Origin of the sequence: Alteromonas sp. BL110, assembly GCF_003443615.1 — a bacterium.
Lineage (GTDB): Bacteria > Pseudomonadota > Gammaproteobacteria > Enterobacterales > Alteromonadaceae > Alteromonas.
In genome coordinates this window covers 4,016,311-4,040,185 of record NZ_CP031967.1, presented here as the reverse complement: position 1 = coordinate 4,040,185, position 23,875 = coordinate 4,016,311, and the positions used below count along the sequence as shown (strand labels likewise).

At 41.5% G+C, this 23,875-nt stretch carries 22 protein-coding genes; 12 read left to right on the top strand and 10 right to left on the bottom strand.

The genetic code is table 11. The features are described from left to right. Positions 1 to 57 precede the first annotated feature (57 nt). The gene (locus D1814_RS17590) at positions 58 to 1,698 is read right to left on the bottom strand and encodes a response regulator (protein ID WP_118494848.1); all 1,641 of its coding nucleotides are present in this window, start codon (positions 1,696 to 1,698) and stop codon (positions 58 to 60) included. A 121-nt stretch (positions 1,699 to 1,819) separates the two neighbouring features. Here D1814_RS17590 and D1814_RS17585 point away from each other — a divergent pair, with 121 nt between their 5' ends. The 8 genes from D1814_RS17585 (at position 1,820) to D1814_RS17550 (ending at position 9,085) form a co-directional block, all read left to right on the top strand. Beyond that, the gene (locus D1814_RS17585; RefSeq protein WP_118494846.1) at positions 1,820 to 2,383 is read left to right on the top strand and encodes a VC2046/SO_2500 family protein; all 564 of its coding nucleotides are present in this window, start codon (positions 1,820 to 1,822) and stop codon (positions 2,381 to 2,383) included. Positions 2,384 to 2,531: 148 nt separating this feature from the next. Next, positions 2,532 to 3,527, top strand: coding sequence for an oxygen-dependent tRNA uridine(34) hydroxylase TrhO (gene trhO, locus D1814_RS17580; RefSeq protein WP_118494844.1), 996 nt, complete (start codon positions 2,532 to 2,534; stop codon positions 3,525 to 3,527). A gap of 58 nt (positions 3,528 to 3,585) precedes the next feature. After that, the gene (locus D1814_RS17575; protein ID WP_012518428.1) at positions 3,586 to 3,828 is read left to right on the top strand and encodes an EF-hand domain-containing protein; all 243 of its coding nucleotides are present in this window, start codon (positions 3,586 to 3,588) and stop codon (positions 3,826 to 3,828) included. 442 nt (positions 3,829 to 4,270) lie between these two features. Further along, a complete protein-coding gene (locus D1814_RS17570; protein ID WP_118494842.1) occupies positions 4,271 to 5,728 on the top strand; it encodes a hypothetical protein in 1,458 nt (485 codons plus the stop codon). Between the two features lie 480 nt (positions 5,729 to 6,208). Next, on the top strand, positions 6,209 to 6,661 hold the full coding sequence (locus D1814_RS17565; RefSeq protein ID WP_118494840.1) for a DUF4231 domain-containing protein: 453 nt from the start codon (positions 6,209 to 6,211) through the stop codon (positions 6,659 to 6,661). Beyond that, entirely contained in the window at positions 6,658 to 7,071 is a 414-nt protein-coding gene (locus tag D1814_RS17560; RefSeq protein WP_118494838.1) for a hypothetical protein, read from the top strand. The genes D1814_RS17565 and D1814_RS17560 overlap by 4 nt, the downstream gene beginning before the upstream one ends. Positions 7,072 to 7,155: 84 nt before the next feature. Then, complete coding sequence (locus D1814_RS17555; RefSeq protein ID WP_147402518.1) at positions 7,156 to 7,938, top strand: hypothetical protein; 783 nt, start codon at positions 7,156 to 7,158, stop codon at positions 7,936 to 7,938. Between the two features lie 121 nt (positions 7,939 to 8,059). Continuing rightward, entirely contained in the window at positions 8,060 to 9,085 is a 1,026-nt protein-coding gene (locus D1814_RS17550; RefSeq protein ID WP_118494834.1) for a hypothetical protein, read from the top strand. Positions 9,086 to 9,280: 195 nt separating this feature from the next. On the opposite strand, the gene D1814_RS17545 is transcribed toward D1814_RS17550, so the two are convergent. From D1814_RS17545 to D1814_RS17530, 4 genes are all read right to left on the bottom strand, one after another. Beyond that, positions 9,281 to 9,814 carry a hypothetical protein gene (locus tag D1814_RS17545; RefSeq protein ID WP_118494832.1) on the bottom strand — a complete coding sequence of 178 codons (534 nt, stop codon included), beginning with the start codon at positions 9,812 to 9,814 and terminating at the stop codon, positions 9,281 to 9,283. A gap of 238 nt (positions 9,815 to 10,052) precedes the next feature. After that, entirely contained in the window at positions 10,053 to 11,378 is a 1,326-nt protein-coding gene (locus D1814_RS17540) for a DEAD/DEAH box helicase (protein WP_118494830.1), read from the bottom strand. Between the two features lie 276 nt (positions 11,379 to 11,654). Further along, entirely contained in the window at positions 11,655 to 12,308 is a 654-nt protein-coding gene (locus D1814_RS17535) for a CoA transferase subunit B (RefSeq protein ID WP_118494828.1), read from the bottom strand. Continuing rightward, positions 12,308 to 13,015 carry a CoA transferase subunit A gene (locus D1814_RS17530; protein WP_118494826.1) on the bottom strand — a complete coding sequence of 236 codons (708 nt, stop codon included), beginning with the start codon at positions 13,013 to 13,015 and terminating at the stop codon, positions 12,308 to 12,310. Before D1814_RS17530 ends, D1814_RS17535 begins: the two co-directional genes overlap by 1 nt. Positions 13,016 to 13,135: 120 nt before the next feature. Here D1814_RS17530 and D1814_RS17525 point away from each other — a divergent pair, with 120 nt between their 5' ends. After that, entirely contained in the window at positions 13,136 to 14,029 is an 894-nt protein-coding gene (locus D1814_RS17525) for a LysR family transcriptional regulator (RefSeq protein WP_118494824.1), read from the top strand. 28 nt (positions 14,030 to 14,057) lie between these two features. On the opposite strand, the gene D1814_RS17520 is transcribed toward D1814_RS17525, so the two are convergent. Together D1814_RS17520 and D1814_RS17515 are read right to left on the bottom strand one after the other, a co-directional pair. Beyond that, on the bottom strand, positions 14,058 to 14,816 hold the full coding sequence (locus tag D1814_RS17520) for a hypothetical protein (protein ID WP_118494822.1): 759 nt from the start codon (positions 14,814 to 14,816) through the stop codon (positions 14,058 to 14,060). Between the two features lie 95 nt (positions 14,817 to 14,911). Further along, the gene (locus D1814_RS17515; RefSeq protein WP_118494820.1) at positions 14,912 to 15,616 is read right to left on the bottom strand and encodes a sensor histidine kinase; all 705 of its coding nucleotides are present in this window, start codon (positions 15,614 to 15,616) and stop codon (positions 14,912 to 14,914) included. A gap of 210 nt (positions 15,617 to 15,826) precedes the next feature. Between D1814_RS17515 and cysB the strand changes: the two genes are divergently transcribed. After that, on the top strand, positions 15,827 to 16,801 hold the full coding sequence (cysB, locus tag D1814_RS17510; RefSeq protein ID WP_118494818.1) for an HTH-type transcriptional regulator CysB: 975 nt from the start codon (positions 15,827 to 15,829) through the stop codon (positions 16,799 to 16,801). Between the two features lie 79 nt (positions 16,802 to 16,880). On the opposite strand, the gene D1814_RS17505 is transcribed toward cysB, so the two are convergent. The 3 genes from D1814_RS17505 to pabB all read right to left on the bottom strand — a co-directional run bounded on the left by D1814_RS17505 (position 16,881) and on the right by pabB (position 20,489). Beyond that, on the bottom strand, positions 16,881 to 18,254 hold the full coding sequence (locus D1814_RS17505) for an L-serine ammonia-lyase (RefSeq protein ID WP_118494816.1): 1,374 nt from the start codon (positions 18,252 to 18,254) through the stop codon (positions 16,881 to 16,883). A 152-nt stretch (positions 18,255 to 18,406) separates the two neighbouring features. Next, positions 18,407 to 18,979 carry a CoA pyrophosphatase gene (locus D1814_RS17500; protein WP_118494814.1) on the bottom strand — a complete coding sequence of 191 codons (573 nt, stop codon included), beginning with the start codon at positions 18,977 to 18,979 and terminating at the stop codon, positions 18,407 to 18,409. Positions 18,980 to 19,052: 73 nt separating this feature from the next. Beyond that, the gene (gene pabB / locus D1814_RS17495; RefSeq protein WP_118495430.1) at positions 19,053 to 20,489 is read right to left on the bottom strand and encodes an aminodeoxychorismate synthase component I; all 1,437 of its coding nucleotides are present in this window, start codon (positions 20,487 to 20,489) and stop codon (positions 19,053 to 19,055) included. A 267-nt stretch (positions 20,490 to 20,756) separates the two neighbouring features. Here pabB and D1814_RS17490 point away from each other — a divergent pair, with 267 nt between their 5' ends. Beyond that, positions 20,757 to 22,286, top strand: coding sequence for a fumarate hydratase (locus D1814_RS17490; protein WP_118494812.1), 1,530 nt, complete (start codon positions 20,757 to 20,759; stop codon positions 22,284 to 22,286). 282 nt (positions 22,287 to 22,568) lie between these two features. Then, a complete protein-coding gene (rmuC, locus tag D1814_RS17485) occupies positions 22,569 to 23,858 on the top strand; it encodes a DNA recombination protein RmuC (RefSeq protein WP_118494810.1) in 1,290 nt (429 codons plus the stop codon). Positions 23,859 to 23,875 lie beyond the last annotated feature (17 nt).

Genomic DNA, 23,875 nt, shown 5'->3' with positions numbered 1-23,875 from the left:
TACTACTGATAGAAAGGGTAGGGTTGCTGTTTATAGCACTAAAATGTCCGCTAGCTATCAAAAGCCAATGTATTTAGAAAGTTCATCTCGAATGTTTTCATACTTTTCTTTGTACGGCGCTTTGAGTGTCATGTCATCAATAAGCTTAAATAAACGCTTACATTCGTTTATTAACTTCATTTCCGCCTTATCTTCTTTTATGGCTATTTGAAGAAGACATTGAAGCAAGTTAAGTGCAACGCCTGTATTAACGGGGGCGAAACCCTGAGCAAGGGCAAACGAGGCCTTAGCGCGTTCGAAATCTTGTTGCTGGTAGTGTTGAATGCCCTCGCGGTTAAACTGCTGATAGCTAGCGAGGCTTTTTTGTGCGTTTTGCGCCTGCGTTTTTAACATGTCAGAACTGTTTTGGTCGAGTTCTTCACCTCTTGATGAAAGTAGAGAACTTAGCTGAAGCGCATCGTCGAACTCTCCCAGTTTATACATAACGTTTATACTATCTGGAATGAACGCTGTAGGTACTTCTTGGTATTTATCACCTAGCTGTATCTGCGACGTATTTAGATGGCGTTTTGCATCTATGAGCTTCCCATCAATCGCGCTTATTCTTGCATTGACAATATTACCAAAAATATCGACATCGAACTCCCTGTCGATTTTGTATAGGTGCTCATCGAATTTACCTCGCTGTAACGTTAGTAACGCTTCTTGCTGATACTTATTGCGCTGACCTTTGTCATCAGTTGACTCAGCGACATCAAGTAAGCTTCGTATCATGCCGCACCAATGTAAGCTCGCCTTATGCACAGTGCGCTTCGATAAGTCCCAGATTGCTTGGCTTGAATTGGCTGCAAGCACTAAGTCGTTATTGTTTCTGCCAATTTCGCACGCTTTAAAGTGACGGGTTAATGAAAAGGGCGACAGCTTTATTGCTTCCTTTATTGCCTCAACGGCCTTTTCTCCCGAGTCCACAGCATGGTGCGCTTGCGCTAGAATATCGTGAGCATCAGCATTGAATCGGTTGCGTTTTAACGTTTTTTTAGCAATGGATATTGCTTTTTCATGTTCGTTCAATAGTAAATAGGTTCTACCCAATGCTATTTGTGCCCAAAGCACAGGCTTACCTTCGATATACTCTTTTAATACATCTAGCGCTTTTTTGGGGTGGGAAATGCGCCAATAGAGCTCCACTAGCAGCTGTTCGCAATGCCCTTTGTAGTGATGAGGGTTTTCTAAAAGTGTCTCAATATGATCTATGGCACTGTTGTATTCACCTTGCTCTATAAGGTTAAACGCTTGTTGAAGAAATTGTCGTTTTTGCCACGCACGTACAATGCGAGATTTTAACTGTACTTGTGAAAAGGGTTTTATTAGAAAATCGTCTGGGCGACGTTCGATACTGCCAAGCACAACTGGGCGAGCACTATCAGCACTAATAAGAATAAACACTGATGTGGGGTTAATGAGCCTTCGCGTGCGCAACTCTTCTATAAGTTCATAGCCATTTTTGGTTTCAGCGCCCAGGTGCAAGTCACAAATTACAATATCAAACTTGTGTTTCTTACACAGTGAGACTGCCTGTTCGGCAGATGACTTAGTGACGACATCAGACGACCCCATTGAATGCATTAGCCCTTTCAAAAGAAGAAGAAATGGACGTTGGTCCTCAACAATCAGTACTTGTTTGTTGCTAAATTGCATTTCTATTCCGTGAATAAGTGCACTACCAGTAATGAGAAGTATATCTAACTTTAGAAAATAAGCTTAAGAAAAACATTATCTTGCCGACAATATACGTATACAAAAACAGCATAGCGTACGTATGTCGCCAGATTTAGCCTCAACAAGTGAACAAGCAACAATCGACCCCAGTATTTACTGGGAGCGAAGTGGTGTGCTCGCTCGTGCTTCATCACAGGGGGCATTGTTCTCGTTATACCTTGCAATGCAGCAACATAGTGTGGCTGAACCGTTTGAAATTGAAGCGGCAACGTCAGACTTTGAAATCCAAAATAGTATCGAAGCTCAACTCGCCGCGTTAAATCACTACAAGCGACCATCATTGTCCGTCAATGAAAATGAATGGACAGACATGGACGTGCACTCAAATTTAGTCGCCACAGACTTCGAAAGTGCACGCCTTTATCTGAGTATGAAGCCAGCTCCGTTAGCTCAAACCGATGACGCCAAACGAATTCCGAATGATGTTGTTGACAACTGCAGTCTAGCTACGCAAAAACGACTAAAAAGGCAATATGCCAATGCTTTTAAAGAAGATAATACGTTACTTTACGAAATTATATCTTCGCAAGGCGAGGGGAGATATGGGAAAGATAAGCACCAAACTACAACACCAGATTTTTCTTCATTTGAAAATATCGCGTAAATTCAAAATTGCGTAATCTTTAAATAAAGAAATAGAACGACTTATCAGCACTTCACGTGAACTGCTCTAGTTTTTAACGCTCAGTTTTGTTATATTCCGCGCCGCATTTTTGCACTGGTCTTACGCTCCAATCAGCAAAGGTTAAAATATGTCTAAATATATTGTATGCGCAATGTATAAATTTGTTGCGCTTGAAAACTTTAAAGAAATCCGCCAGCCGCTTCTAGAAACTATGGAAGCAAATGGTATTAAAGGTACACTTCTTCTTGCCCACGAAGGCATCAACGGCACTGTTTCAGGTACTCGCGAGGGAATCGACGCATTGCTCGCTTATCTGAATAGCGATGAACGCATCAATCCTATCTCTTGCAAAGAATCACTTCACGACGAACAGCCGTTCTATCGCACTAAGGTGAAGCTGAAAAAAGAAATCGTAACCATGGGCGTTGAAGGTATCGACCCTCGCCAAACTGTAGGCACTTACGTCAAGCCTAAAGACTGGAATGCGCTAATAAGCGACCCTGATGTAACCGTTATTGACACCCGAAACGGTTATGAAATAGAAATTGGCACTTTCAAAAACGCCATTGACCCTAAAACCGACACGTTTCGCGAATTCCCAGAATACGTAGAAAAAGAACTCGACCCGTCAAAAAACAAAAAAGTAGCCATGTTCTGTACTGGCGGCATTCGCTGTGAAAAGTCTACAGCGTATTTGAAAGAGCAGGGTTTTGAAGAGGTTTATCACTTAGAAGGCGGTATTTTACAGTATCTTGAAGATGTGCCGAAAGAAGAGTCTATGTGGGAAGGCGACTGCTTTGTATTCGATAATCGCGTTGCGGTAAACCACGACCTTGAAAAGAGTCATTACGAACAGTGTTACGCGTGTCGACTCCCTATTACTGAAGAAGATAAGCAAAGCGATAAGTATGAGCCTGGCGTAAGCTGCCCTCATTGTTACGGCACACATACCGACGATCAAATTGCTCGCTTTAGAGAACGTGAAAAGCAGGTTCAGCTAGCGAAAGAACGTCAGCAGGAACACGTAGGTACCGAAGCGCGTTTGACCATGGAACAAAAGCGTAAGGAAAAAGCAGAAGCTCAACGTTTACGCGCACTTAAAGCAAAAGAAAATCAGGCGTAGACAGTCAGAAAGAAGGGCGTTACACTCGTATTTATTGCAGTTGATATAAGGAATGCGAGTGAGCACTCAACTTTCAGAATCTAAAATTGAAGAAATTAGAAAGGACTTCAGCTTTTTCGATCGTGATGGCAATGGCCAAATCGATTTACCTGAGTTCATCGAGCTTCTAACCGTAATTTCACCAAAGACTAAAGCTAGCCACGTACAAGAAGGCTTTAAGCTTATCGATAGTAACGACGATGGTTACATCGACTTTGAAGAGTTTTTGGAGTGGTGGCAAGAAGGATGGTGGGAGTACTAAGTTTACTTAGTAACGCAAACCATCACTAAAGCTTTGTGTACGCTCCAGTTGAGTGTGTCTTAAAGCTTATAGTTACCGCAAAAAGAAAACGATAAAAAGGGTGCTTTGTAAAGCACCCTTTTTTATGCTTGAATTTTGCGCTGGTATGAGTTGGCAAAATTTAAGTTTACGAATGTTAGGCTGGGATGGCTGGTTTGTACGTATTGCAGACGTTGGAGCACAGGCTCAGATTCTATTCAAAAATATAGTTATGATATTCTACTGAACTAGTGGCGATTCAGGCGCAATTGTGTATCGTACATCAAGTTTGCCACTCGCTGCGCTATGTTAACTGGAAACATTCCTTACCGATTCTCAAATGGAACATGACATTTGTAAGCAAGTGAAAGGATAATAACCTTCTGCAACGGACTAATAGTGGTTACGCTAAAGGGATAAATTAGTGAAAGAAATTATTAAGGGCAGCTTCCAAGTTGGTAGCAATGATAATGTATCGGGAATACTCAATACAGAAGATGGGTCAAAAGAATTCAATTGCTGGTCATCCGAGTTTTTCAATGTAGAAAGTCACTCAGACATATATGGAAAAACGTCTGAAGGAAAGTATATTTCACTTATAAATTGTTTAGGGAATACTGGTCGACACATATTCGACAAGAAAACATCCTTTAATGCAAAAATATATTCACATTTAATGATAATTGGGACTAGTAAAATACTCCCTTCCGAAGATTTATTCAAATCAATCTCTTTGACTATAGATAACCCAGAGCGCATGATCCCCAGGCTCAGTGGGTTCGATTACATCAACTTCCCCAACGATGAGTTGCTATCAGCTTTAAAAAGACAAGAATACCATGAAGAATTAGAACCAAATGAGGGAGCTGTAATAGCTTACTTTGACGGGAATTTTGAAATCTTCAATCAGGAGACAAAGATTGGGAGAGTTAGTGCGAGCAACTGCGTAAGCACTGGCGGAGGCTATAGCATCAACGGTGTGAGCATTAAAAATAAAGTAGTAGTGAATATCAATTTTGAAGAGCCTTTATTATTAGAGGAAGCTTTCGAAAGAGCCTACAAACTTTCATTGTTCATGCGATTCGTTAGTGGTTCTAACCTTCACTTTGGAGAGATTTGTTTAAAAAAAGACTGCGAAGATGAACACCAAGAATTATTGGTATTCCATAGTAATTACTACTGGGGCGAAGATAAGAAAGACAGATTCGCTTCAGACCCTTTAGTTGATATAAATAGCGAAGAGTTCTTGCGCATCCTCAAAAATTGGTTTGATAAAGAAGATAGAGATACTGTTAGATACAGTTTCTATGGCTCATACTTCCAAGAAGACTATTCACCTAGCAGGCTTATTGCTGTAGCAAACCTCTTCGATATATTCCCTAAGATCATAGGTGAAGAAAAGAACAAGCTACCTGAAGGTTCCCCCGAGCTTCTTGAAAACCTTAAATCAAGAATTAAAACAGACCTCGAGAACTTTGAAGCTATTAAACAATCTTTACTTCATTCGATATCAAAAATATCTGATAAGTCCCTAAAAGATAGGATTTTCGAGCGTATAAGTATATTAGAAGAGCATCTGACAACAAGACCTTTGAGCGCGGATGACTTAAGATATATTGTCCGTAAAGCCATCTTAGTTAGAAACTTCTTTGTTCACGGTTCACAGAAAGATAATCTATTTAAAAAGGTAGATCCTTTTGAATTTCAGAGTTTATTTATCGACACACTTGAGTACATTTACGGCTGGAGTGAATTAATTGAAAATGGATGGTCAGGTGAAAATATTAAAATTTGGAATGAAGGGCACAAAATGCACTTTTTAGAAGAAACCATCATTGGTGACCTTCGTATGCTGAAAGATAAACTAAAAAGAAAATCTTAAAAGCAGGCTTGACCTAGTAAGAAAAATATTACTATGTTCGATTGGTTGCCATTTAACCCGACAGTTTCAGAGTTAGACAAAAACCAAATCTAACATTCTCTACTGTACGTAAAGCGGAAGTTGGCGTATTGATTACTTTATTGTGTTAACGCGCGAATTTCTGACATTCCCACGACTGATATCAATTTTCTGCTTTAAGTGCCATAGCTGACCACAGTATTTTCATTGTTGAGAGCTAAGTGCTTGTCTGGATATACAGTTATAGTAGCCCTTCCCCTATATTCTGGAAAACTAGCCAATCGAGCGTTTTTGTACTTAAACACTTTATTCAGATCGCCAATTTTCCATGTTGTAGCAATGTGATAGTTAGTTTGGTATTAATAGTGGAAGTAAAAAAGTAAGCGATGCGTTGGCAGAAAAACGCGCAAATTGCGCTGTATTTAATTGTTAGGCAACAAGAAATTCTGAAGTGGAAATATTATGAAGCCTGAAATTTTAAAAGAATATGAGCATAGGCTCCGAGAGCATTTAATGTGGTTTGAGCACAAGGCAATGACTGCAAAGAAGAAGTTTCTTTTATTAAGGATGCTTCAAACACTTATTCTGGCTATATTGCCTATTCTGTTTTTATTCCCGAACTATCTAGACAATTTTAGCTTTTCCATATCGTTGCTGGGTGGAGTGCTTTCTATGCTGGCTTTGGTGATTACTAGCTTGATGCAAATATCAAACTTTGACTCTCAGTGGCAGCAGTATCGCCTTATAATAGAGCAGGTCCACCGCGAACAGCTCTCGTTTTGGATGGAAATGGGAGAGTATTCTAGACTAGACGAAGAAGAAAGAATCAGATCCTACATCGAGCGTGTTGAGTCAATAATAAATAGTGAGAGATCAAAATGGTTTGTTGGTGAAAAGAGGGGTGATCGCCTATGACACTTCCGGCTAACGAACTTTCGGCTTTACGCACTAAAGTTATCGAGGATATTATAGCAGACCAAAAATCTTGGCGCATAACTAGTATTCCTCAAATTATCATTCTTCTTGCGTTAGCTGTGATACTTAGTGGGCTAGCTGCCTTCGGCGTGTACAACTCCGTAATGACTCTTACGTCAGGAGATGAAATTGCCTCAGTCAAGAAAGGCATTGAGGTTTTTGTTACTGGCAGCTCAAGTATATTGGGTTTTGTAGTAATTAAGCTGTTTGGCAAGTTAAAAGAAAATACAGAATCTTACATTCGTGAAGAAAAAAGATTTACGAGTGACAAAAATATGATTGAAATCGCTGAAAGTAGAGAAGAGATTGGGAATATACTTAGATCCTACTACAAGATTGGCGATGCTTAATAAGGCACTCCTGCCGGACAAATTTTCCGCTTCGCTTCAAATTTGCAGCAGAGTGCGGTGTTATATCACCTCAAAGGTTTAGTTTTGGACATCAGTAAAGATTTAACATTAGTTGAAAACTCTATAAGAGACTTTCTCGAGTTCGTTTTTGTTAGAAAGTATGGTTCAGGTTGGATTAATCGTATTAAGATTTCTGAAGACCGAAAAAAAAAGTGGCTAGAAAGACAAGAAGTTGAAAATAAAAGGTTATCGGGATCTGCACTAGAGAGTCGAATACTATATTACGCAGATTTCTACGACCTCAAAACTTTGATTGCAAAGAACTGGGACGGAGAGGTCCAGCTAGCTTTTAAAGATAAAAAAACAGTGGATATCTTTTTAACTGAACTTGAAAAGTTAAGAGATCCCAATGCCCATAGAAGAGATTTATTAGAATATCAAAAACACCTTATCCTTGGTATATCTGGTGAATTAAGGACAAGAATTATGAAGTTTAGGGGTAAAAAAGAAGATGCTGATGATTACTTTCCGGTAATAGAAGCTGCAAGTGATTCTCTAGGTAACACTGTTGCAAACCCAAGATATGCTCAAATGGTAGTTTCAAATGAAACCGTTAGAGTTGGAGACGAAATAGAGCTTTCGGGATACTCTACTGACCCATTGGGTGAAGTATTACAGTACTCTATCGCACGAATAGGCTCTAAGAATTGGAGTAACAAAAATAGTAGAACAATAACTTTTATCCAGTCTGATATAGGTAGATGTTGTGATATTCAAATATGCGTAAAAACAAACCGAGATTATCATGCTTACTCAAATTTTGATGATTACGTCCAATTTAGATATAACGTCTTACCTAGTGAATAAGGTGATATAAGAAACAAATCAACGGCGGACTAATAAGCTTGGTTTGGTTCGTGCCACACCAATCATAGCCAAACTCTTTGAGCCCGGTATTTGGGAGCTATGCAATTAAAAGGGATTTACCATGTTTGAAGATTTGATAAAAGAAATGGAACGGATGAATGGTCAGTCGGTATCTGTAGCAATCGAATCAGACGAGAAGGGGTATATTGACAAACAATGCCCCAATGAAGATTGTGAATTCATTTTTAAAGTCAATGAAAAAGACTGGGCTGATATCTTTAAAGACGAAGCAGTATGGTGTCCGTTTTGTCGTTATGAAGCTCCCTCCGATCAGTGGTTAACTATTGAACAAGTCGAACATGCTAAAGCTGAGGCTTTTGCCGTAATGCAAGGGAAAATTCATAACTCACTCCGTTCTTGTGCTCAAAAGTTCAATAGGAGTCAACCGAAAAATAGCTTTATCTCAATATCAATGAAAGTTACTGGCGGGCTTAACAGAACACATACTATCCCAGCAAAGGCTGCGGACCTAATGCAATTAGAAATTCAATGTGAAAGCTGCGAATCCAGATTTTCTGTTGTAGGTAGCGCATACTTCTGCCCCGCATGTGGCCACAACTCAGTAACTCGTACGTTTAGAGACTCATTACGGAAAATTCGGGCTAAGAAAGATAGTGTCGGTATTGTTAAGCAGGCGATAACCGAGACGGCAGGCAAAGATGAAGCCGAGTTAACGTGCAGATCGCTGATTGAGACATGTATTAGTGACGGAGTAGTTGCCTTCCAGAAATATTGTGAAGGTATGTATGACATTTTTGGAAAGGCGCCGTTCAACGCTTTTCAGCGTTTAGAACAAGCTAGTGAGCTTTGGGGAAAGGCAGTTCAAAAAGGTTTTGATGAATGGCTCAGTAAAGATGAAATCAATTTACTACGAATTCTATATCAAAAGCGCCATTTACTTGCCCACAATGAAGGGATTGTGGACGAGAAGTATATTCATAAATCAGGTGATAACAAATATAAAGAAGGCCAGCGCTTAGTCATTTCAGCTTTCGATGTAGAAAACCTACTGGTGTGTTTGGAGAAGTTGTCTATCGGTATTGAAGAGGGGTGTAGCGATGCAAAATCGCTTGGTGTTAACAGCTGAGAAGAATCTAGCTCAAATCTAATCTGACAGCGGCACCTGAAAAAACGGGTAACTGTCAGATCAAGTCTGAGCCAGTACATATAATGCTTTTGCTTGATTTGACCGTCTGCTCCTTGTCTATAGCAGAACTTTAAGGTTCAACAGATGAATCTACACATTGAACGAAGCTAAAAAAACTAAACTACCTAGTAAAGGCTACCAGTCTGCACTGTAATTTATATTAGCTTTTGCTGCTTCGACTTCTAGTGGCGCATTGTCGTATCCGTACTCAGCCATGTCAAAGAAATGCTGGGTGACAACGTCGTCTAAGCTAGCTCTTTCAATTTGTAATACGTGGACCAACTCATGGGCTAGTTTTGGTCTATTAAGTACAAAGCCTTTACGCGCGTAAATTGAATAACCAAAGACTTGTGCGTTGTTAATGATACCTTCGCCCACAAGTCCAACTGCTTCACCAAATACCTTTAAAGCAAAGTTTTCATAGGGATAAGGTACTGCATCAACGTATACAATTCTTACTTTCTCGGGGTGTTTAACACCTATTTTTGATGCAAGTAACCTTTCCTTTTCGTTTAACGGTACACCGACTTCAAGCCCTTTTAGATCTGTTTCATGCGCCCATTCAATGTATTGAGGCAATAATACACTCGCAATTATTTTTTCATAAAAAAGTACGGAAATAATGAGTACAGCAATGAGTAATATTGAAATGAGTTTTATTGCTTTCATGTTTATAAAATCCGTTTTAAAGAAAGGCTTTAAAAGCCTTAAAGGTAATTAGGGTAAGTAATAACGCTGCAGGATGACAACACGCTACATTTTGAAATTAAAGCATGTATCGCGATGCGATTACAGAGAAAGTATGTAAGAGAATGTGCGGTAAGAATAAATGAAGCGATGACCGCCGCTATTAAAGTTAGTCTATGATAGCGGCAAATTGATTAGTTATTAATTATTGAACGTTGTTTTACTCGTCGTCATCCGGCAGCGTTTTTCTTGGTTTGCGTTTAACAGGCACCATTCCGATATCTTCACCAGTCATGGTATCAACACGCTTTTTAGCATTGGTTTTAACAGGTTTCGCCATACGCTTTTTGCCATTTTGCGCGTTGGCTTTTTTCGACACTTTTTTCTTCGGCGTAAAACCCTTGAACGAGGCCCCGAATTCGTCGTGCGGTGAGCACTCTAAAGCATATTGAAGGTGATTCTTAAGCCCTTCAAAACTGTTCCAATCGCGCGGGCCAACTAACGAGAAAGCTTCGCCTTTTTGCCCAGCACGACCTGTGCGACCAATACGGTGAATATACTCATCGGCGTTTTTAGGAAGGTCGAAATTGACTACCAAGCCAACCTTTGACAGGTCAAGACCACGCGAGGCGAGGTCGGTGGTAACTAAAATACTGTGCTGCCCACGAGCAAATGCGCTCATCACTGCTGCGCGTTGGCTTTGTAGCATATCGCCACGAAGGGCAATGGCTTCTAAGTTTTGTTCGTTCAGAAGGGCTGCAATTCTATCGGTATCTTCACGGGTAGCAGTAAATACGATAGCTTGGTTGTAGGTACGATTGGCTAACTCAAATTGTAAAATCTGATCTTTGTTATCAACGTTGTCTGCAAAGAAACACTTCTGCTCTATATCGCCATGCTCTGCCGTTGAGTCTCCTACCGCTACGCGCACTGCGCCTTTGGTTAGCTGCGTTGTCATATGCTTAAGCTCAATATTATCGAGCGTGGCAGAAAACAGCATAGTTTGACGTTTTCTATGATCAGCATAGTCGTTGATCATTTTAAGCTGAGCAGAAAAGCCTAAATCTAACATGCGGTCGGCTTCATCAAAAATAAGCAGCTCTAAACCGTTTAAATATATGCTTTTGTCTAAAAGGTGATCGGCAACCCGACCTGCTGTACCCACGATGATATGAGGGTTACGTCGAAGCGCTTTAACTTGGTCGTTGTAGTTTTCGCCGCCGACGATAAGCGAGCAAGTTAGGTTTAAGCCCGTGCACATTGACTTGGCTTCTATGAAAACTTGTTTTGCGAGTTCACGGGTAGGAGCAAGAATAAGTGCACGTGGGTCTTGCCTGCTTAATGCTTGTTGCGACATTAGCCTATTAATAGCAGGAACTAAAAAGGCGAAAGTTTTACCTGACCCTGTTTTTGAAGACGCGATAATATCCTTACCCTGTATAGCGGGAAGCATAGTGCGCTCTTGAATTTCGGTTAGCGTCGAAATGTTTTTCGTTTCGAGCTTTGAAATAATTTTATGGTGGACAGGTAAATCAGTAACTAGCAAGAAAGGTGAGCCTTTTTAAAAAATAACGTTCATGTGCATTATCCCTTAATGCACAGTGTATTAAAAGGCTTATTGCCTTGTTCATTTTGAACTTGACTATATGACGCGACTGACAAACTAATAGCATCAGTGTTGGTGAACACTAATTTTAAAAAACAAACAGAAAAGCGGGTTACCTTAGAAGTCACGCTTACTAATAAACACAATAGGTGCTGCCTAGTAAGCGCAAATTTTTAAAGAGAAATGATTGAGTGTCATATGTACTTGATGAAAGTACTAGAACTGCATCTCCGGTACATTATCAGGCACAACAAGCTTTCCACCAGTTTTCTCTTCAATTTCTTCAACGCTCACGCCTGGTGCACGCTCTTGTAGAACAAAGGCACCGTCTTCAACGCTTAATACTGCCAAGTCAGTAATTATACGTGTGATACAGTTCACACCAGTTAATGGTAATGTACACTCACTTAGCAACTTAGGGTTGCCGCGCTTATCAGTATGGGTCATGGTAACAATTATATTTTTCGCGCCAGCAACAAGGTCCATAGCGCCGCCCATGCCTTTAACCAATTTGCCCGGTATCATCCAAGAGGCAATATTGCCAGATACATCAACTTCAAACGCACCTAGAACAGTAAAATCTACATGTCCGCCACGGATCATGGCAAAGCTTTCAGCGCTGTTAAATATCGACGCGCCGGTTATAGCCGTTACCGTTTCTTTACCTGCGTTTATCATGTCAGCGTCGACTTCATTTTCGGTGGGGTAACGTCCCATGCCCAAAAGACCATTTTCCGACTGCAGCATTACACTGATATCGTCGGGGACATAGTTAGCTGCGAGGGTAGGTATCCCGATGCCTAAATTTACGTAATCACCATCTTTGAACTCCTGGGCTACGCGCATTGCGATTTGTTCTCTACTAAGCATTACACGGTCTCCTTGCTAACTACACGACGTTCTATACGTTTTTCAAATGAACCTTGAATGACACGGTTTACATAAATACCCGGGGTGTGAATTTCGCTTGGATTCAGATCGCCAGGCTGTACGATCTCTTCCGCTTCTACTACGGTGATTTTACCTGCGGTAGCCGCCATAGGGTTGAAATTTTGCGCCGTGTGGCGATAAACACAGTTACCGTATGTATCTGCTTTCCATGCTTTAACAATGGCAAAGTCGCCAGTGATGGCATGCTCAAGAATATACGGGCGTCCATCGAACTCTTTGACGTCTTTGCCTTCTCCGACCGGTGTGCCGTAACCTGTGGCAGTGTAGAACGCAGGAATGCCAGCGCCACCAGCGCGCATTTTTTCAGCCAGCGTTCCTTGAGGTGTAAGTTCAACTTCCAATTCACCATTAAGCAATTGTTTTTCAAACAGGGCATTTTCACCTACATAAGAAGACACCATTTTTGCTATTTGTTTGTCTTCTAGTAGAAGACCCAAGCCAAATCCATCCACACCACAGTTATTCGACACTACAGTAAGTCCAGATACACCCGTCTTCTTAATTTGGCCTATCAGTCCTTCAGGTATACCACACAACCCAAAACCGCCCGCAATAACTGTCATCCCATTTTCAAGGCCAGCCATTGCTTCTTCGTATGAGGATACAACTTTGTTAAATCCCGCCATTCTCTATCTCCAACTCATTTGTTAAAAATAAGTATCAACATTGTTGCGCGATATGTAAAATCGAATTAATCTTATAATTAATAAATTATTTTTATTAATATTTAGGTAGGGTGAGGGGTTATGGATGTTTCATATCGTCAAGTAAAAGCGTTTGTAGAGGTGGCAAAGTCATCAACATTTGCTGAAGCTGCAGTGAATCTACACCTAACTCAGCCCGCTTTGTCGTCTGCGATAAAAAAAATGGAAGAGCAATTAGGCGGTAAACTGTTTCAACGCAATACTCGCAACGTAAGCTTGACGCCCGAAGGAGAGGTATTATTTCCAAACGCTATACGTTTGCTACATGACTGGGATAACACCTTTTCGGACATGCAAAACCTGTTCGCTATGGCGAAAGGGCAACTCACCGTTTGTGCAATGCCTTCGTTTGCCGAGTCACACCTGCCAGATATTCTATCAACATTTCACCAACGCATTCCTAACGTGAACTTACGTATAGTGGATGTTGTTATGGAACAGGTTATTCACGAAGTAACTACAGGGCGCAGTGAGATAGGCTTTTCTTTCGAGCCGGAACGTAAAGATGGCTTGGTGTTTAACAGTCTTTTTACCGATGAGTTTGTTGTGGTAGCAAATAAAGCATTATTACCTAACTTGGGCAAAGCACTTAAATGGCAGGATTGCCTTCAATTTCCCTTAGTAATGATGAACCGGGGTTCTGCGGTACGTCATTGGACACAGTCTAGACTCGAACAATACGGCGAATTAAGTATTATTGCAGAGACAGGGCAACTGTCTACGCTTGGAAAGCTGATACAAAATGGTTTAGGTATATCTGTTATGCCTGCTATTTGTAAAGAACAAATGGAAGGGCTTGGCCTTGTAGCCGAAAGAATCGTCGATGAGCCTTTAGTTAAAAATATTGGAATAATTAAAAACGCACGAAAGGGGTTGTCGTTACCCGCTCAGTCTATGTGGGACTTAGCCATTGCGCATTATGCTAAAACGGCATAATACGCAATGTACTTTTCGAGAGCAGGGGCTACCACTTCTTTTTAGGGGCGAATAGTTCGTCCAGTTCGTCTCTTTCTTCTTCTTGCTTTTTAGCGCGATCTTTTTCGTTTACGCTCTTAAGATTACTTTGAATTTCGTTTAGCCACTCGTTAAGTGTGGAAAGTTTTGATGCAGAGTATTCATCTTGCGGATTCTGATTTTCCAACGCGGTTTTAGCCTTTTCAAAATATTGTCTGGCTGAACCCAACATATTGGTTTGAAGTGCCGCACGGCCACGCTTGATAAGCGTTTCTACGTTTACTTTTACCTGCAAACGTTCCAATTGCTTGTCTTCATCCATGAATACTTTCGAATCTATTTGCCCTTTACTATGTTCAGAGCGAAGCACAATGCGCAGTTTTTTAACCGCTTGGATGTACTGAATTATCATCTTATCGTTGTCGGGCAACGAAAATTCAGATGCTCTCGCTGACTTGTCTGACAGCGCTGCTGCTGTAGCTTGTTCGCTACTCGCTATGCGTTGTTTTAATTCAGCGGTGCCCGCTAACTCATTCATAGTTTTAAGCGCGTTAAGAATTCTGTTATGTAGAATACCCATTATTCTTGAAGAAACCGGCATATTCACACTTGCGGCTATAATGTTCTCCGTTTCATCAACAATAGTGCGCTGTTTAGCAAGCTCGGTGCGACGCTCAGCGTCTTGTTTTTGACGATGTTGTTGCATTGCATTAATGAAAATAGCTGCAATGAGTAACACAACAATCAAAATAATAATAATCACGTACATGCGTGTGTTTCCGTCTGTTTTTTGTATCTTATAACGTCTGTTATTTCTTAACCACGAGCGTTACTTTTTGAATTATCTATTGTTATCGGACAATCTTACGGTATTTTTACCGCAAATACACTCCCGCCTAAGCTTCCACCATTAGAAAGGGTTATTGTTCCTACTCTGTCACTTTGAGAATGAGCGCTTGCAATGAGCTTCGCGAAGAACAGGCCAAGACCCGTTCTGCCTTGGCTTAACTCAAAATCACTCAACGCTTCATGGCTTTTTGACAGCATTGCTTCTGGGTAGCCACTACCATCATCTTCAACACTTAAAGTCATAAATTCATTATCATCAATACGGGCTGAAACAAGTATCTTCGATGTACCATAACGCATCGCATTTATGATGACATCGTTTAAAAGTAAATAGATTAATTCGCTATCTAAATACCAACTCAGGTCCTCTTCAACATCTACGATAATTTCAATATTTTTCTGGGCAACGTAAAGTGCATTGGAGCCAACAACATCCTCAACTAAATCTTTGACGAAACATTCATCAACCGTAATAGGCAGGCTTTCTAATTCTGCACGATATAAAGAGAGTATCTGAACAAGGTTCGTGTTGAGCCTCGATGCTTCATAATGAACACTTGCTACTTGTTCTCTTGCTTCAGTATTTTGCGGTGAAAGCGAATCGCTTAATGTTTCAATGGATTGAATTAATAGAAATAGTGAATTCTTCATATCGTGTACAGCGGCAGCCAATACAGATGAAAAATCGATTGAAGATGTAACTTGTTTACTACTGCTCATTATCTATTAAACGCCATGCGACTCTTTAACCCTAAACATACTGTAGAAGAGATTAGAAAATGAAGGGCAAATTACGCGTAAATTTTTAAAAAAATGACTTAAATTCAACTTTATAATGCTAATTTTGTAATAGCAACTAGTAAAAAACCGTAGTTTTGGTTATAACGGAGGAAGTAAAGTGTCAGTCGTTCCCATAATACGGTGTAAAATATGAAGCTACAGCAACTACGGTATATCGTAGAAGTTCTCAATAATAATTTGAATGTGTCTGCGACAGCAGAAAGTTTGTATACCTCACAGCCAGGTATTAGCAAGCAAGTTCGTATGCTAGAAGACGAATTAGGCGTTCAAATTTTTGGCCGTAGCGGAAAGCACCTCACTCATGTCACTGACGCGGGTAACGATGTAATTAACATTGCTCGAGAAATTCTTGCGAAAGTAGAAAGCATTAAAGCCGTTGCAAGAGAACACACACTTCCCGACCAAGGCAAGCTGAATATAGCTACCACGCACACTCAGGCCCGCTATGCGTTACCAGACGTAATCCAAGGTTTTATGACTAAGTACCCTAAAGTGTCATTACACATGCACCAAGGTACGCCTTCTCAAATTAGCGACCTAGCTGCTAAAGGCGAAGCTGACTTTGCTATCGCCACTGAAGCGCTTCACTTGTACAACGATTTAGTTATGCTGCCGTGTTATCACTGGAATCGCAGCGTAATTGTAAACAAAGATCACCCGCTTTCTAAAAAGGGCACGATAGATATTTCAGATATTGCAAAGTATCCGTTAGTGACTTATGTGTTCGGGTTTACAGGGCGCTCAGAATTAGACCAAGCTTTTGAAAGAGCAGGACTGACACCAAAAATTGTTTTCACTGCCACCGATGCAGACGTGATTAAAACTTATGTGCGCTTGGGTGTAGGTATTGGTGTAATAGCGTCGATGGCTGTTAGTGAAGAGTTAGACGATGACTTAGTTAAAATAGACGCGAGCCACTTGTTTGATTACAGCACCACAAAGATTGGCTTCAGGAAAGGGTCTTTCTTAAGAAGTTATATGTATGACTTTATCGAGCGCTTCGCGCCTCACCTTACCAAAGACAAGGTGGAAAAAGCCATGATGCTGAAAAATAACGAAGAAGTTGAAAAAATGTTTAAAGGCGTGACGTTACCGGTTAAGTAACCTTTTAAAAACATGAATGAACAAAGGGGCTTTCGCCCCTTTTTTTGTTTTTCAATCTTTGTTCATAGTACGTTTACGATTAACACTCGATGATATTAACCGCAAGTCCGCCTCGAGCTGTTTCTTTGTATTTCGTCTTCATATCGTTACCCGTATCTCGCATCGTTTTAATAACTTTATCTAGTGACACTTTATGATCGCCTGTACCGCGTAGCGCGAGGCGAGACGCATTTATTGCTTTTATTGCACCCATGGCATTACGCTCAATACATGGAACCTGCACAAGGCCACCTACAGGGTCACAGGTCAGCCCAAGGTTATGCTCCATGCCTATTTCAGCCGCATTTTCTACGGATGCCGCTGTTCCCCCCATTATCTCAGCAAGAGCACCAGCAGCCATCGAACACGCTACGCCCACTTCTCCTTGGCAACCCACTTCAGCACCGGAAATAGATGCGTTCTCTTTGTAAAGTATACCTATAGCACCAGCGGTAAGAAGAAAGCGGCTTGCTACTTCTTCATCAACAGGTCGAATAAATTTATCTACGTATTGAAGTACGGCGGGAATAATACCTGCGGCACCGTTTGTCGGCGCGGTTACAACACGCCCTCCCGCAGCATTTTCTTCGTTTACTGCCAAAGCAAAAAGGTTCACCCAATCCATAGTTTGCATGGGATCATTCGTATGCTCGGTTTGAAGGCGACGATAAAGTCCAGGTGCGCGACGTACGACCTTTAATCCACCAGGCAATATGCCTTCGCTCTCAATACCGCGTTGAATACATGCCTTCATTACCAGCCAAATATGATGTAATTGCTGTTTTACTTCATGTTTCGGCCTAAAAGTCGTTTCGTTACGCAGCATTAAAGAGCTAATGCTCAAACCATTGTTCTTACACAGAGCAAGTAATTCTTCAGCGGTTTTAAAAGGGAAGGGCACTGAAGCTTGAAGGCTGGCGGCATGCGCTTTAGTCGCGTCAAAATCTTCGTCTTTGATAATAAAGCCGCCACCTATACTGTAATAGGTTTGCTCTCTAACCAGTTCACTTTCCGAGTAAGCGTAAAACGTCAGTGCATTAGCGTGTTTAGGCAGTGTCTTACGGCGATGAAATACAATCGCATTTTTATTCGGGAAGTGGACTTGCTTCTGACCATTCAGACACAGTAGTTCGGAATTACGAATTTCCTCGAGTTTGCTGTCAATAGTGTCAACATCCACTACGTCGGGAATTTCGCCTAACAAACCTAGAATGACAGCTTTACCGGTACCGTGTCCTATGCCAGTTTGACCCAGTGACCCAAACAGCTCAACTTTTACGCTATCCACTGAGTCGAAAAGCGCAGTATCCTGTGCAAGTTCAGAAACGAACTCGGCACCTGCTTTCATCGGTCCTACTGTGTGCGAACTTGATGGGCCAATACCCACACTGAACATATCGAATACACTGATCATAAACATTCATAAATTAAAACTAAGTAATATTAAGATCATGCATCCACTACGTAAAAAGCTCAATACAGAAATGCTAATAGTGAGATTAGTTTTGCTAATAGGCTGTAAAGATAAATTTATAGCGCTTTAGGTAGCGGAGCAGATTTTTCGCGTCAAGGGTGAATATGGTGGGACAGGTTTCTTAACATAGCTGCCGTCGCGCCCCAAATCATACGGTGCTGCCAAGGAATAAAGTATATAGGGAAAGTTTTGTTATTGCGGTGAGTATTATGAACTAGGTGGTTCTTTCTATCTAGCACATGAGCAAGAGGGACTTCAAAAGCGCTCTCTACTTCATTTTTATCGATAACAGGTGTGAAGTCAGGGTCTACAAAGCCCACAACAGGCGCTATTTCATAGCCACTGATCGTTCTATATTTTGGCAGCATGCCAATAACATCTACGTGAGTAGACGGAAGGCCAACTTCTTCTTCTGCTTCGCGAAGCGCAGCGGCAAAGAAAGAATTATCAGTTTCATCTACCGCTCCCCCAGGAAAGCTTATTTGGCCCGGGTGATGTTTCAAGTGATGTGCACGTTCTGTTAGCAATAGCTGAAGCGAGTTGCCATAATCTATCAAAGGAATTAACACCGCCGCGGGCCGCCCTGTTTTCTTTAGCGGAAAGTCAGGCTCACTATAAGTTACCCTCAGGTGATGAAATTGTGATAGAAATTCGCTTTTTGTCATAGAGACTTATTACTCGCAACCTACATATTTAGCGCGTCAGTCACACACAGTTAATGTTAATAAAACTGTGTTGTTACAGGTTCATCGATGCTAGCACAGGCAGTATTTTAGAAACCTTATCAAGGGTTTCTTGATACTCTTCACCTGGTACCGAATCTAGCACGATACCACCGCCTGCCCAGCAATGTAATCTATTATTCTCCGCTAACACCGTACGTATACAGATACTAGAATCCATATCTTCTCTGTACCCCATATAAAATATGCTGCCACAATATATATGTCGACGATGTGGTTCTAGTTCATCAATCACTTCCATAGCGCGTATCTTAGGTGCACCGGTAATTGAACCACCTGGGAAGGCAGATGCTAAAAGCGTCAAAGGCGACGACGCGTCGTTTAATTCGCCCGTTACAGTACTAACTAAATGGTGAACTGCTTCATAACTTTCAAGTGCAAAGAGTGCTGGTACTTTTACTGTGTGGGGCTTGCAGTGTTTTGAAACATCATTACGAAGCAAATCCACAATCATAAGGTTTTCGGCACGATCCTTTTCGGCGTTAAGCAAACTCTGTGCACTGGCTTCATCTTTTTCTATATCGTCAAAGCGAGGGCGAGTACCCTTAATGGGCTTAGTTTCTACAACCTTGTTTTTCACACGCAGAAAACGCTCGGGTGATATAGACGCTATACAGCCTTGAGGAAGGTTGTAATAGGCAGAAAAGGGCGCTTGATTCTGATTACGTAACTCGCAATATGCCTGCCAGATGCTTCCTTCAAACTCCGCACTAAATCGCTGTGCCATATTGACCTGATAGCAGTCGCCTGCACGGAGATAAGCGTTGATTTTACTTAAACATGTTTCGTAAGCGTCTTTCGACAGATTAGATTCAAAGGGCGATGTGAGCTTAAAGGTATTAGATGTTGCTACTTGCTTTAACGACTTAAATACTTGCGACAACGAACGATTATCAGCGCTGCAAAAGTAGATATATCCGGTTTGAGTGTCTTCAATAAGCGAATACAGATACAAGCCAACGGTGAAGTCAGGTGTAATGTAGTCGTTTTGAGCCATACTGGGTAATGTTTCATAGAATCGACCTGTGTCATATCCAGCCATTCCTGCTACACCAACAATGAAAGGTAAATGGGTAGTGTCGAAAGTAGCCTTTACTTCGATAGATTCAACTCTGGCATGCAAATGCGCTTGAACCGCTTCGAAAGGCCGCATGTTAAGACGCTGGCGTGAAGAGGTGTTTAAATCGATTAATTCTGTTTGTTCACCTTTCGCCTCAATAACAGCGGTAGGTGAAAAGGCCATTATATTAAACCGGCCATCGCTCTTAGAAGAGCCTGAAGTATCGAATAAAATAGCGTATGGCTGTGCAGATATTTGTTCAAATAATCTATTGAAAACTGGAGTGTTATCGCAGTTTAGCGCAAATTCGTTGACTAACTCCTGTCGAGTATAACGGGTGACATGAACATTGATAGTATCTGCGTGTGGCATAGTTTTTTCTGTACTTATTTTCATCTAGGCCGTTAAGTGCTTCAAAGCAGAAAAGCGCGACCTTCAATTTGTAACTGACACTTGCGAACAAGTGTTTTTCTTGTAGCTATTACAAGGCTTTCTAATGCGTATAACTAATATAGCGCGTAAAAATATCTGGAATTAGCTCCAAGCACATGGTTTTGCATGGTGCGATGTCTTGAGATGCGCTAGTATACGCTTTTTTAGCTAGCTAAGACCACGAAAGCCAAATAAAAAGAGGATGTCATGACCGTTATCCGTCAACAAGACTTCATTGACAGCATTGAAGATGCCCTGCAGTTTATTTCTTACTATCACCCACTCGACTATGTAAAGGCCGTAGAAGAAGCGTACAACAAAGAGAAGAGCCAAGCCGCGAAAGATGCGATGGCACAGATTCTTATTAACTCGCGAATGTCGGCAGAAGGAAAGCGCCCATTGTGCCAAGACACCGGCATTGTAACCTGCTTCGTGAAAGTGGGTATGGGCGTTACATGGGACAAAACTGACATGACCGTTCAAGAAATGGTTGATGAAGGTACCCGTCGCGCTTATCTTAATCCTGACAACCCGCTTCGTGCATCTATCGTAGCTGACCCAGCTGGCGCGCGTAAAAACACGAAAGATAACACGCCATCTGTCGTTCACATCGACATGGTTGCGGGTGAAAAGATTGAAGTAATGATCGCAGCAAAAGGTGGCGGTTCAGAGAATAAATCTAAAATGGTTATGCTAAACCCAAGCGATGATATTGCTGATTGGGTTGTTAAAACCTTGCCTACAATGGGAGCGGGCTGGTGTCCTCCTGGTATGCTGGGAATAGGTATTGGCGGTACCGCTGAAAAAGCTGCAGTACTTGCTAAAGAAAGCCTTATGGATCCAGTAGATATTCAAGAGCTTATTGAACGTGGCCCACAAACTACTGACGAAAAACTTCGCTTAGAAATTTTTGACCGAGTTAACAAACTGGGTATTGGCGCACAGGGCTTAGGCGGTTTGACGACCGTTGTTGACGTTAAAATTAAGTCTCTGCCTACACATGCTGCATCTAAGCCAGTGGCTATGATCCCTAACTGTGCAGCTACACGTCACGCACACTTCTACTTAGATGGTTCAGGTCCAGCAGAGCTAACGCCGCCTAAGCTTGAAGATTGGCCAGAAGTAACGTGGGAAGTGAGTGAAAACACCCGCCGCGTGAACCTTGATGAAGTGACCAAAGAAGACATTCAAGAGTGGAAAGTAGGCGAAACGGTATTACTATCAGGTAAAATGCTTACTGGCCGTGATGCCGCACATAAACGCATTCAAACCATGATGGAAAATGGTGAAGGCCTTCCAGAAGGTGTTGACCTAACCAATCGCTTTATCTATTACGTGGGTCCGGTTGACGCTGTAGGTGATGAAGTAGTGGGTCCAGCTGGCCCTACAACAGCTACGCGTATGGATAAGTTCACAGACATGATGCTTGAACAAACAGGTCTTATTGGCATGATTGGTAAAGCAGAACGTGGCCCAGCAACGGTTGACTCCATTGCAAAACACAAAGCTGTGTATCTTATGGCTGTAGGTGGTGCAGCTTATCTGGTATCGAAAGCGATTAAGAATTCACGCGTTGTGGCATTTGAAGATTTAGGTATGGAAGCAATCTACGAGTTTGACGTAGAAGACATGCCAGTAACTGTTGCAGTAGACAGCACGGGTGCAAATGCACATAAGAATGGCCCTGCTATTTGGAAAGCTAAAATAGAAGAGCTTGACGCTTCACTTTCAAAATAGTGAGTTACGCTGAGGCTTTTGCAAAGCTTTTACAAATAACTTGGCTAACGCGAAAATTATCACAAGATGAGATTATTTCGCTTACCAAAACAAGTATAAAAGCTTCGATTGATTAAATGAAACGGGCGCGCAGTCGCCCGTTTTTGTTTTTAGTTGAGATTACATGGCCTCGGGTGAGAAACTAACGCTCACTTGATTCACCTGCTTTAACCCTATACAAATTGGTATATTTTCATTATTTTGTTTATAGTGCTGTACAAAATAACAGTATGAATGTGCACTATGATTACCAACCTTATCTCAAGCGAACCCGTCGCTTTCTTAATTGCTTTTATTAGTGTTTGTCTATTGGCACTTTATTCTTTCATCCGCAGCCAAAATAACTCGGCGAAGCTTTCTCAATCTTCACAGTATTGTGACAAGTTGCAAAATGAGTTGAGCAGCGAGAGGGTGGCTAACGCAAAACTTCAGGCGCAAAACGAGGCCCACCAAGCGAGAATTCAGGCGCTTCATACTGCGCACGAAGACAAGCTAGCGGCTATGAATGCCTCTGAACAACGTTTGCAGACCCAGTTTGAGAATTTAGCAAACCGCATTTTTGAAGAGAAACAACAGCGCTACACCCAACAAACCAAACACAACATTGAGGCTGTGCTAGCGCCGTTTAAAAATGAATTAGATGGTTTTAAACGCCAAATTTCAGAGCAGCACATACGTGAAGGCCAAGAGCGAGCGTCACTTAAAACGGAAATATTAGGCTTAAAAGCTTTAAATCAAAAAATAACAGAAGAAGCAGCTGCACTCACCAATGCACTAAAAGGTGATAACAAGAAGCAGGGTAACTGGGGTGAAGTCGTTCTTGAACGCATACTTAAGGAATCTGGTTTACGGGAAGGACACGAATTCGAAACTCAGATGTCTGCAACATCTGAACAAGGTAGGCGTTTCCAGCCAGATGTGGTAGTGCATTTACCAAACGATAAAGACGTAATCATTGATTCAAAAGTAAGTCTTGCGGCTTATGAGCGCTATTTTAATTGTGATGATGAAACGGAAAAAGCGCAGTTTTTAGCCCAACACGTAGCTTCCATTAAAGGGCACATTAAAGGCCTTGGCGCAAAAGATTACCAGAACTTAAAAGGGTTAAAGACGTTAGACTACGTTTTACTTTTCATCCCCATAGAACCCGCTTTTTTAATCGCTGTAGAAGAAGAGCCCGACTTGGTCACCATGGCGCTTAACCACAATATTATGTTAGTAAGCCCTACAAACTTACTTGTAGCGCTTAGAACCATTAATAATATTTGGCAATACGAGTACCAAAATCAAAATGCACAGCTTATTGCAGAACAGGCTGCTAAGTTATACGACAAGTTTGTAGGTTTTGTTACTGATATGGAGAAAGTAGGAAAATCTATGGATACCGCTCAGGCAAGCTACGAACAAGCAATGAATAAATTAACTAGCGGGCGAGGGAATATCGTCAGGCAAATTGAAAAGTTCCGTGAACTTGGGGTTCAGCCAACTAAACGGATGTCACAGCACCTACAGCAACTTTCAAAAGATGATTAAAAAAGGCCGCGATTGCG

What these genes read in the sequence shown, in the direction of transcription:
- D1814_RS17590 (WP_118494848.1), bottom strand. Translation starts at nt 1,698, where the DNA reads ATGCAATTTAGCAACAAACAAGTACTGATTGTTGAGGACCAACGTCCA.
- D1814_RS17585 (WP_118494846.1), top strand. Translation starts at nt 1,820, where the DNA reads ATGTCGCCAGATTTAGCCTCAACAAGTGAACAAGCAACAATCGACCCC.
- trhO (WP_118494844.1), top strand. Translation starts at nt 2,532, where the DNA reads ATGTCTAAATATATTGTATGCGCAATGTATAAATTTGTTGCGCTTGAA.
- D1814_RS17565 (WP_118494840.1), top strand. Translation starts at nt 6,209, where the DNA reads ATGAAGCCTGAAATTTTAAAAGAATATGAGCATAGGCTCCGAGAGCAT.
- D1814_RS17560 (WP_118494838.1), top strand. Translation starts at nt 6,658, where the DNA reads ATGACACTTCCGGCTAACGAACTTTCGGCTTTACGCACTAAAGTTATC.
- D1814_RS17550 (WP_118494834.1), top strand. Translation starts at nt 8,060, where the DNA reads ATGTTTGAAGATTTGATAAAAGAAATGGAACGGATGAATGGTCAGTCG.
- D1814_RS17545 (WP_118494832.1), bottom strand. Translation starts at nt 9,814, where the DNA reads ATGAAAGCAATAAAACTCATTTCAATATTACTCATTGCTGTACTCATT.
- D1814_RS17535 (WP_118494828.1), bottom strand. Translation starts at nt 12,308, where the DNA reads ATGCTTAGTAGAGAACAAATCGCAATGCGCGTAGCCCAGGAGTTCAAA.
- D1814_RS17530 (WP_118494826.1), bottom strand. Translation starts at nt 13,015, where the DNA reads ATGGCGGGATTTAACAAAGTTGTATCCTCATACGAAGAAGCAATGGCT.
- D1814_RS17525 (WP_118494824.1), top strand. Translation starts at nt 13,136, where the DNA reads ATGGATGTTTCATATCGTCAAGTAAAAGCGTTTGTAGAGGTGGCAAAG.
- D1814_RS17520 (WP_118494822.1), bottom strand. Translation starts at nt 14,816, where the DNA reads ATGTACGTGATTATTATTATTTTGATTGTTGTGTTACTCATTGCAGCT.
- D1814_RS17515 (WP_118494820.1), bottom strand. Translation starts at nt 15,616, where the DNA reads ATGAGCAGTAGTAAACAAGTTACATCTTCAATCGATTTTTCATCTGTA.
- cysB (WP_118494818.1), top strand. Translation starts at nt 15,827, where the DNA reads ATGAAGCTACAGCAACTACGGTATATCGTAGAAGTTCTCAATAATAAT.
- D1814_RS17505 (WP_118494816.1), bottom strand. Translation starts at nt 18,254, where the DNA reads ATGATCAGTGTATTCGATATGTTCAGTGTGGGTATTGGCCCATCAAGT.
- D1814_RS17500 (WP_118494814.1), bottom strand. Translation starts at nt 18,979, where the DNA reads ATGACAAAAAGCGAATTTCTATCACAATTTCATCACCTGAGGGTAACT.
- pabB (WP_118495430.1), bottom strand. Translation starts at nt 20,489, where the DNA reads ATGCCACACGCAGATACTATCAATGTTCATGTCACCCGTTATACTCGA.
- D1814_RS17490 (WP_118494812.1), top strand. Translation starts at nt 20,757, where the DNA reads ATGACCGTTATCCGTCAACAAGACTTCATTGACAGCATTGAAGATGCC.
- rmuC (WP_118494810.1), top strand. Translation starts at nt 22,569, where the DNA reads ATGATTACCAACCTTATCTCAAGCGAACCCGTCGCTTTCTTAATTGCT.